Here is a 2608-nt window from a genome sequence, read left to right on the forward strand (position 1 = left end):
TCAAAGCCAGCTTTGAGAAACGTATCGAACAACGTACCGTCAAAGCTGTGAAATAAGGGAGACAACACCATGGCACTGACCAGAGAACAACTCGCCCAGCGCGTAGCAAAAGAATTACAAGACGGTTTTTACGTTAATTTAGGTATTGGTATCCCTACCCTTGTGGCTAACTATATTCCACAAGGCATGCAAGTGATGCTGCAATCAGAAAACGGTTTACTCGGCATGGGCGAGTTTCCGACAGAAGAAAACATTGATGCCGACCTTATCAACGCCGGCAAACAAACGGTTACCGCAGTTGCTGGGGCGTCATTCTTTTCATCAGCAGAAAGCTTTGCGATGATCCGTGGCGGCCACGTAGATCTCACCGTGTTAGGCGCATTTGAAGTTGATGTTAACGGCTCTATTGCCTCATGGATGATCCCAGGAAAACTGATTAAAGGCATGGGCGGTGCAATGGATTTAGTCGCTGGCGCTGACAACATTATTGTCACCATGATGCATGCAGACAAATACGGCAATTCAAAGTTATTGTCAAAATGCGAACTGCCATTAACGGGTTATGGTTGCATTAAACGCGTAATGACAGATTTAGCCTTTATGGAAATTAAAGATGGCGCCTTCCATTTACTTGAACGTGCCCCTGGCGTGTCTGTTGAAGAGATCGTAACAAAAACTGCTGGTAAGCTAGTGGTGCCTGAGCATGTGCCTGAAATGACCTTTTAATTAATCTTAAACGGTTAATATAACAAAGCCCGCCACTCTGGATATACTCAGTGATGCGGGCTTTTTGTATTTTTTAAAATGACAACTAACTAAAAGTACCTATCGCTTCGTTGGTGTGACCGTTAATTTGCAGAAAACCTACAAGGTTAAAGGCGCAAGCAATTGATCATCTGCTGGAATAATCAATACGTTACTGCGCATGCGCTCTAAAACCAACTCGGCAGTATTGCCTATAATCCGTCCTAATAATCCTTCTCGCTGCCGAGCACCAATCACAAAATATTTACTCTTCAATCTGCAGGCTAGCTCAAACAAGCACAGCTCAGGCTCACCAGCAATAATATGGATACACTCAGGATCCATATTAAATTTAGCAATCTGTTTTTGATGATCTTTATATGCCTTTTTAACAAGAGCATGTGTATCAATCAAATCCATATCTCGTAATATTTTGGGTACCCTAAGCACAAAAGCTAAATGTAATTTGGTCCCTGTAGCTTCTGCAAGTTGCTTACCATATGCCACCACAACGCTATTGAGCTGTTGTTTAATAGGATCATGAGTAGCAAGATCGACAGCCATCAACGTTGCATTGCCTTTATTAAGTGGATTATCGGTTAACAATAATAACGGGATCCGCGTATGGCGTATCAGCTGCCAGTCAGTGGGTAAATAATGGTCGGCATGATGTACAGCCTTCACCATAAGATCAAACCCATGACGAATAGAATGATGACAGGCATGTTCAAATAAATATTTGCTCCACACCATGTGTACCGGAATATCTTCACCTTTAAGATCCACGAGATGCTGCTTTAATTCAGCTTCTCGTTGATCCATTAACTGTTTTTGAGCAACGCTGACTAAACGAGGGTTATAACTTTCAGGACCACTAAAATAAGCATAAGAATAAGCAAAGACTTCCGCATTTTTGTTCAATTGCTTTGCCAGTTGCAAACCGCTGGCTACTGCGTCGGTATGCGCCTGTTCCATTTGTGCAATAATAAACACTTTGTCCATTTAAATCTCCTTATACAAGCCAATTTTTACTGTGCAAAACGCTTGAAAACAAATCAATTTACTCCATTAAACAAACATCTATCGGTAAGCTTAACAAAGCTGATGAGTAGGCTTCCCCAACTAATTATCTCGCTAATACTCCACTAGCAAAAATGAAGTTAAAAAACTGAGCAAAACATGAGCAAGTAACTATTTTTAGATTAGCCAATAGCGTAAGTTTGTGCTCAAGTATCGGTACAAAAGTTGATCGAAATCAACTTTCGTAAAGCAATATGAATCGATTATATATTAACCAACTTAGCGCAGGGATATGGCAATAGACAACTTTGTTATGTCACTCATTCTGGTTGCTGGTAGAGTTTTGGATGAACTTAGTGACCGACAAAGAGGCCAATCGCAGTAGGAGAAGCCACTGCGAGATTAATACTCCAATGGAATGCTTTTTTGAAGCCTGAAGTAAAAAAGGATACCGATATGTGGTTGTTCCAGTTTTTCGGGAGCCGATAAAAAGGTCAAAATTACAGTACCTGATATTACAGTGATACTACGCTACTCAATATAATGATGGGCTGATGCCAAATTAATCTAAATGTTTATATTGGAATGCTCCTAAAACCTTGGCCAATAATTGTTGACCACTACCTTTGGATCTTCCCTTTAATACACGGTGATGTTCTCAAATGGTGGTATTAAAAAAATGTGATTAGGTGATAACTAACACTATGAATATATAAACTTTTTAGTTTTCACCACATTGAAGAAAAATAATTTTTGATGATGCCGTAAGCAATTAAATACCATAATATTCGTCACTCGAAGTTATAAATAAATTGGTCTATCTGGACAGGAATTCTCTGAAGTG

Annotated in this window: 2 protein-coding genes; one reads left to right on the forward strand and one right to left on the reverse strand. The window is 39.9% G+C overall.

The genetic code is table 11. The features are described from left to right. Positions 1-69 precede the first annotated feature (69 nt). Entirely contained in the window at positions 70-726 is a 657-nt protein-coding gene (locus CXF78_RS19885; protein WP_011638182.1) for a 3-oxoacid CoA-transferase subunit B, read from the forward strand. Positions 727-864: 138 nt separating this feature from the next. Here the strand turns inward: CXF78_RS19885 and CXF78_RS19890 are convergent, their stop codons facing one another. Next, positions 865-1746: a universal stress protein gene (locus tag CXF78_RS19890; protein WP_102037732.1), complete on the reverse strand. Its 882-nt coding sequence runs from the start codon at positions 1744-1746 to the stop codon at positions 865-867. Positions 1747-2608: the final 862 nt, after the last annotated feature.

It is taken from the genome of Shewanella sp. 11B5, from assembly GCF_002836795.1.
In the GTDB taxonomy this organism is placed as follows: domain Bacteria; phylum Pseudomonadota; class Gammaproteobacteria; order Enterobacterales; family Shewanellaceae; genus Shewanella; species Shewanella frigidimarina.

Excerpts from the sequence above, each read along its gene's own strand:
- CXF78_RS19885 (WP_011638182.1), top strand. The coding sequence starts at position 70 with ATGGCACTGACCAGAGAACAACTCGCCCAGCGCGTAGCAAAAGAATTA.
- CXF78_RS19890 (WP_102037732.1), bottom strand. The coding sequence starts at position 1,746 with ATGGACAAAGTGTTTATTATTGCACAAATGGAACAGGCGCATACCGAC.